The sequence below is a fragment of the Clostridia bacterium genome (genome assembly GCA_012840125.1).
In the GTDB taxonomy this organism is placed as follows: domain Bacteria; phylum Bacillota; class DULZ01; order DULZ01; family DULZ01; genus DULZ01.
In genome coordinates, this window is record DULZ01000049.1 from 47,797 (window position 1) to 54,216 (window position 6,420).

6 protein-coding genes, 2 tRNA genes and 1 other annotated feature are annotated in these 6,420 nt (G+C 55.3%); of the genes, 1 reads left to right on the forward strand and 7 read right to left on the reverse strand.

Annotation, left to right across the window (positions count from 1 at the left end; genetic code table 11):
- Positions 1 to 12 precede the first annotated feature (12 nt).
- On the forward strand, positions 13 to 1,095 hold the full coding sequence (locus GXX34_06285; GenBank protein ID HHW07128.1) for a peptidoglycan bridge formation glycyltransferase FemA/FemB family protein: 1,083 nt from the start codon (positions 13 to 15) through the stop codon (positions 1,093 to 1,095).
- Between the two features lie 80 nt (positions 1,096 to 1,175).
- Here the strand turns inward: GXX34_06285 and aroF are convergent, their stop codons facing one another.
- From aroF to GXX34_06320, 7 genes are all read right to left on the reverse strand, one after another.
- On the reverse strand, positions 1,176 to 2,186 hold the full coding sequence (gene aroF, locus GXX34_06290; protein HHW07129.1) for a 3-deoxy-7-phosphoheptulonate synthase: 1,011 nt from the start codon (positions 2,184 to 2,186) through the stop codon (positions 1,176 to 1,178).
- Between the two features lie 51 nt (positions 2,187 to 2,237).
- Positions 2,238 to 2,500, reverse strand: a binding site (T-box leader).
- Positions 2,501 to 2,564: 64 nt separating this feature from the next.
- Entirely contained in the window at positions 2,565 to 4,160 is a 1,596-nt protein-coding gene (locus GXX34_06295) for an AarF/ABC1/UbiB kinase family protein (protein HHW07130.1), read from the reverse strand.
- A gap of 73 nt (positions 4,161 to 4,233) precedes the next feature.
- On the reverse strand, positions 4,234 to 5,061 hold the full coding sequence (locus tag GXX34_06300; protein HHW07131.1) for a polysaccharide deacetylase family protein: 828 nt from the start codon (positions 5,059 to 5,061) through the stop codon (positions 4,234 to 4,236).
- Between the two features lie 122 nt (positions 5,062 to 5,183).
- Positions 5,184 to 5,384: a twin-arginine translocase TatA/TatE family subunit gene (tatA, locus tag GXX34_06305; protein ID HHW07132.1), complete on the reverse strand. Its 201-nt coding sequence runs from the start codon at positions 5,382 to 5,384 to the stop codon at positions 5,184 to 5,186.
- 140 nt (positions 5,385 to 5,524) lie between these two features.
- A complete protein-coding gene (locus GXX34_06310) occupies positions 5,525 to 5,809 on the reverse strand; it encodes a hypothetical protein (protein HHW07133.1) in 285 nt (94 codons plus the stop codon).
- Between the two features lie 382 nt (positions 5,810 to 6,191).
- Positions 6,192 to 6,267 (reverse strand) — tRNA-Phe (locus tag GXX34_06315).
- Between the two features lie 4 nt (positions 6,268 to 6,271).
- Positions 6,272 to 6,348, reverse strand: a tRNA-Asp gene (locus GXX34_06320).
- Between the last annotated feature and the right edge of the window lie 72 nt (positions 6,349 to 6,420).

Genomic DNA, 6,420 nt, shown 5'->3' on the forward strand with positions numbered 1-6,420 from the left:
GAGGTTAACTCATTGGCCTATCACTGCCGCATCATGACCAGCCAGGAAAGAGACTTATTCAATGATTTCATAGCGCGCCATCCAAAGGGCCATGTGTTGCAGACCTGGGAATGGGGCGAGGTAAAAGCCAAAACAGGTTGGGAGCCCATCAGGCTCCTTCTCTACCGGGACGAGGAGCCCGTCGCCGCCCTCTCCATCCTAAAGCGGCAGATTCCGGTAATCGGCAAATCCCTGTTCTACGCGCCCCGGGGACCGGTGGCCCACATGGACGATTACCGGGGGATGGATGAGCTCTGGCGGGCTGTGAAGAGCCTGGCCCAGAAACATGGCGCCATCATGCTTAAAATCGATCCGGACATACCGGTGCAGGAGGAAGAATTTGCCACCTACCTGGCCAAAGCCGGTTTCCGCCCGGCCAAAACGGCGGAAGGCTTTGACGGCACCCAACCCAAGTTCGTTTTCCGGCTGGATATCAGCCCTGCGGAAGAGGAGATCTTCGCCAACTTCCACTCCAAGACCCGGTACAATATCCGCCTGGCCATGAAAAAAGGGGTCACGGTGCGGGCCGCCCGGGACAAGGAAGACTTAAGGACCTTTTATGATATTCTGAAAATCACCGCGGAAAGGGACCGCTTTTTGATTCGCAGTTTTTCCTATTTCGTCTCCCTGTGGGAGGAGCTGGTGGAACATGACCTGGGCAAAGTATTCCTGGCGGAGTATGAAGGAAAAGCCATTGCCGGCACTTTGGCCCTGATCCTGGGGGACAAGGCCTGGTACCTCTACGGTGCTTCCGCCAACGAGCACCGCAACGTGATGCCGAATTACCTCCTCCAGTGGGAGATGATTAGATGGGCTAAGGCCCGGGGCTGCACCTTGTACGATTTTCGCGGCGTCTCCGGCGACCTTTCGGAGGATAACCCTCTATACGGCCTGTACCGCTTCAAGAGGGGTTTCAACGGCACCTTTACCGAGTTTGTCGGGGAATATGACCTGCCCTTGTCGCCTTTTTACTACTGGTTATGGAACGTGGCGGAACCGTTGTATTACAGGAACCTGCGCACCATTGCCAAGCTGCGCCGGAAACTCAAAGGATAGTGTTACAGCAGTTTAAAGGCGGGAAATCCTCCCGCCTCTTTGCTGTCAAAATATCAACCGGAGGGGAAGCACCAAAAGGCTCAATGCCCGGCCATGGCGGCAGCGATCTTGTTTATTTCCGCCATGAGAAGTGCGAAGTTCTCCAAGTTCAGGGACTGGGGCCCGTCACACAAAGCGGTGGCGGGATCCGGGTGGACCTCCACCATCACCCCGTCGGCACCGACGGCCACCGCCGCCCGGGCCATGGGGGTCACCAGCTTCCAAATGCCCGTGCCGTGACTGGGATCTACAATCACCGGCAAGTGGCTGTTCTGCTGCACCACCGGCACGGCGCTCAAATCCACCGTATTGCGGGTACTCGTTTCATAGGTGCGGATGCCCCGCTCGCAGAGGACGATCTGGTCGCTGCCGGCATCCATGATGTACTCGGCGGCCATGAGCCACTCTTCGATGGTAGCGGCTAAGCCTCGCTTGAGCAGCACCGGTTTCCCGGTCATCCCCACTTCCTTGAGGAGCCGGAAATTCTGCATGTTCCTGGCGCCGATTTGAATCATGTCGGCATGTTCCGCCACCAGTTCCACATCCCGGGGATCCACCGCTTCGGTGACAATGGGCAGCCCGGTCACCCGCCGCGCCTCCACCAGGTATTCCAGCCCTTGTTCCTCTAAGCCTTGGAAAGCATAGGGGGATGTCCGGGGTTTGAAGGCACCGCCCCGCAGGATATGGGCGCCGGCTGCTTTGACTGCTTGGGCGGCTTCCAACATCTGGTCCAGGCTTTCCACGGCACAGGGGCCGGCAATGACCACTACCTCATCACCGCCGATGGTGACGTTGCCCACCCGGACCAGGGTTTTGTCCGGTTTTAGTTCCCGCCCGACTCTTTTGTATGGTTTCATGATGGGGACGATTTTCTCCACTCCCGGCAGGGCGATAATCGCCTCCATGCTCAGCACTTTCTTGTCCCCGATGGCCCCGATGACGGTTTTTTCCTGCCCGTAAATGGGATGGGTCTTAAAGCCTAACTCCACCAACCTTTCTTCCACCCGCCGGATGTCTGCTTCGGTTGCTGAAGGGGTCATCACCACAATCATCACTAAATCCTCCTCTCCAGTATTTCGGCTAAAAAAATTAACTCCCCATCCCAAAGGGACGGGGAGTTACCCGCGGTACCACCCTAATTGGCCTATAAGAAGGCCCACTTGTTAAAGAGTACGGGAAATCCGTGATTTCCGATACCCCCTCTGTTTTAACGGTCAGAGTTCCGGCTCACCTACTATCCCCCTGGGGAATTCAGCTCGCAGCTCAGGGGAGAACTTCAATAACCGGGTTTTTACCGGGCTCCCACCTCATCCCGGCTCTCTGGGAAAAACCACAATTACCTACTTTTCCCCTTCATGGCTCATGACTGGTATGAAGTTCTGGCAATAATTTAGCAATAATTTAGCACAGGAGACAGGCTCTTGTCAACACTATTTTCCAGTGATTTTAATAAATGGCTGCAGGAAAAGCCAGCCCAGGACCAGGGCCGCCGGCACTAGGACCCAGGGGTTGGTCAGAAAGTGGAGCCAGGTGTGACCGCCGGCCAACACGACGGCGCCAAGGAGAAGGCCGGCGAAGATACACCGCCCCGCCCTTTCCATGGCCCGGGATAAAGGGGCCAGCCCCTCGTGGCGGAAGACGATCTGCTGTTCCCCCCGGGCCAGGTTGGTCATCACTTCCGCCACTTGGCGGTACAGGTGGGGGATGGCGTCTTTATAGATCAAACCTTGCAGGTAAATAGTATCCTGTTCGAATCTAGGCATCAACTGCTCCTGCAGGTGTGCATCGGCAATGGAGAGAGCAATCTCCAGGAAATTAATGTCCGGGTCCAAGGCTTTGGCCAGTCCTTCCCCGGCCAGGAGAGCCTTGCCCAGGAGGAAAAAGTTCTCCGGCAGCTTGATGTGGTGATTTAAAGAAATCTCTGCCATGCCTGCCATGAGGTGGCCTAGATGAATGGAGCGGCTGCCGAAACCGGAGATCCGGTCCAAAAGCTCGGCGGTATCCTCATACAGGTGGGCCGGGTGATAAGGGCCCACCACCCGGCCCCATTCCAGGGTCAACTCCGCCACTTTACCGGCATCCCGCTGGGAGACGGCAAACAACAGCAGGGCCATGCGCCGGCGGAAGGTATCATCTAACCGCCCCACCGTCCCGAAATCCACCCAGGCCACTTCCCCTTGGGGTTGGAAGAGGATATTACCCGGATGGGGATCCCCGTGAAAAATCCCTTCCTGAAAAATGGGCCGCAGCAGGGAGTGGAGCACCAGGTAAGCCGCCCGGCGCCTGGCTTGCAGTTCCATGGCTTCCGGCTTGACATGGGGTATGTAATCCATGACCAGGATTTCCCTGGTACTGTACTCCCAGTGCACCTTGGGGACCGTCACCCCGGCCAGGGGGGCCAGGATGCGGCGGAAAACATCCATGTTAAAGCCTTCCACGGTAAAATCCAGCTCCCGCTGGATCTTGCGGGACAGGTCCTCAATGAGTTCACCGAGATCCACGACGCGGCCGGGAAAGGTGCGGGCGATGAGCCTCTCATGCTTTCTTAAAATAGCCAGGTCTTGTTGAGCAATCTTTTTCAGGTGGGGCCGCTGGATTTTCACCACCACCTCCTGCCCGCCGGGCAAGACCGCCCGGTGCACCTGGGCGACGGAGGCACTGGCTAAAGGCCGGTAGTCAAAAACCCGGAAAAGGGCTTCCGGCGGGCGGCCAAAGGCTTTTGCCAGCTGGTAGGTGATCTCCTCCCGGGACATGGGGGCCACGTTATCCTGTAATTGGGCCAGCTCTGCCGCCAGGCCGGCGGGGATTAAATCCGGCCTGGCACTCAAGAACTGCCCCAGTTTAATAAAGGTGGGGCCCAGTCTTTCCATCCCCCGGCGGATATGGCGATAAGGATGGCCGGGCTGCCGCCGGCCATTGGTTTTCCTAACCTCCCTGGCAAAAGCCCAGCCGGTCTCCAGCCCTATTTTGATAATCTGCGCTAACCTGCACCAATGGGCGTAACGGCGCCACAGCTTCGCGACCATGCTGATCCCCCTCTGGTTGACACTAGTATTCTTGCCAGGAGGGAAACTTATACAAAAAAACCCGGCAGCTTTGCTACCGGGCTGCTTTCAAGATTAACTTTTTCAAGTCTTCGGCGGAAATATCAGGACTGCCGGCATTAACCCGGTGCAGCTTATAGGGATTGGTATCCCTCCGGTTCGCGCCGGGTTTAATGCTGAATATGTATTTAAAACCTGCTTCCTCCGCCGCGGCGATGGTCACGTCATCGTACTGGCCAAAGGGGGCGGCAAAGTATTCCACCGGGCTCCCCAGCCTATCTTCCAGGATGGTTTTGGAGGTTCTTAGATCAAGAAGCACTCGCTGCTGCCGCGCTTCCCTTTCTTCTTTCGTCCCGGTGCGGGGATCATAAATCTCCGCCGCTAGAACCGCCTTGTGCCGTCCCAAGAAATCAACGGGCACCTGGTAATGACCGTCGTAACTGTGGCTTTGGAAACTGATGCCGGCCTGGTGCATCTCCTGGATCTGGCTCCAGGTGAGCTTCGGTATTTCGCCCTCGGACCGGCCGATGCGGCTGGCGATCAGGAAAACGGCAGCAGGAAAACCATATTCTTTGAGCTGCGGGTAGGCATAGTGATAATTGCTCTCATAGCCGTCGTCAAAAGTAATGACCACCGCCTTGGGAGGCACTTCCGCCTTTCCCGCCAGGAAATCCCCCAGCTGCTGCAGGGGGATCACATTAAATCCTTCTTCTTTTAACATGGCCAGGTGCCGGCCAAACTTTTCGGGGCTGATGGTGGCGGAACTGGTCTCTTCGGGATCCAGGTGATGGTACATCAGTACCACCACTTTGCCGGTATAATCACCGGTGCCCCAGAGCCCGCCGCCGCTTAGCAAGGCGGCAAGTACCAGGGCAACATTCATAAGCAAAAAGTGCTTCCACTGCCTGCTCAGGGTCATTAACTCCTTTCCATGTCCATACCGGAAATAAACAGAAAAAAGAGCGGAACAGGCAAACCTATCCCACTCGTGCTTCCTCTCATCCGTTAGTTGTTGTTGGGTTCTTTTTTCGGTTCCTCGTTGATAGGTTCAATCTTGGTGGAATCAGTTATATCCTTGGCAGCCGATTTAAATTCCCTAAGGCCCCTGCCCAGGGCCTTGCCTACCTCCGGTAATTTACCAGGCCCGAAAATGATAAGTGCAATGGCCAAAATCAGGATCAGTTCCCATGGCCCGATGCTTGGCAGCAAACCGAACACGTTGCATCGCCCCTTTCTAAATCACCATACAACTGCTTTATTATTTATTATTCTATTAAACTGCTTACCATAATAGTAAAGCATGTCACATGAAAAGTCCATACTTCACGGGGGCGGTCCGGGGAATTTTATTTACAGGCTACTTTGCCGAGCACGGGCCTTTGCCGTTGATGGACATCTCCTTCAAGAAACACTGCTTGCAGTATGGAACTACTGCATGTTTGCCGCAGGCTGTGAAATAGATCCTGCACTGCTGTCCAGACGTCATCCTCCCGGCCGTAAACGGTAATGGAGAATTTATTTTTTTCGTATTCCACTTCAAAATATTTCAACCGTTCCACTATTTCATCGATGATCTCCTGCCTGACAGTCCGGTGAGGCACGGAAAACAATGACAACTGGCATATAATCATACCATATGGCCTCCCAAATGTGTTCTTCTACCTAACTGCAGTAGTATACCGGCAAACAGCATCCATCAGCATGAAAAGTGCTGCAACAATTTGATGCTCACCACCTCCGGCCTATGATTGTCATAAATTTCTGACAATAGGCTCTTGGTATTAATATGAGTGCAAACATTGTACCACATGCCACCCCCCCTGTCTAGGTACCATAACAGGTATAAATGTCCCTTGCTCTTAGTCTCTTTTTCTCAAACTAGGGGTTTACCACCTGCCGCCGGGGCGGCACAGCCATAAGACCGGACCGGCCCAGGCCCAACGGGAGCCCGGGAACACCCGGGTGCAGGGCAAAAAGAAACACAGGAGCATGATGCTCCTGTGTCCCCAGACTTGGTGCCTCAGGGCGGAATCGAACCGCCGACACGAGGATTTTCAGTCCTCTGCTCTACCGACTGAGCTACCGAGGCATGTTGGCGGAGCTGACGGGATTCGAACCCGCGATCTCCGGCGTGACAGGCCGGCATGTTAAACCGCTACACTACAGCTCCATATAGAGAAAGATCAAGGCTCCGGAGAGCCCGATCTTTTATGTGATGGTGACCCGTAGGGGATTCGAACCC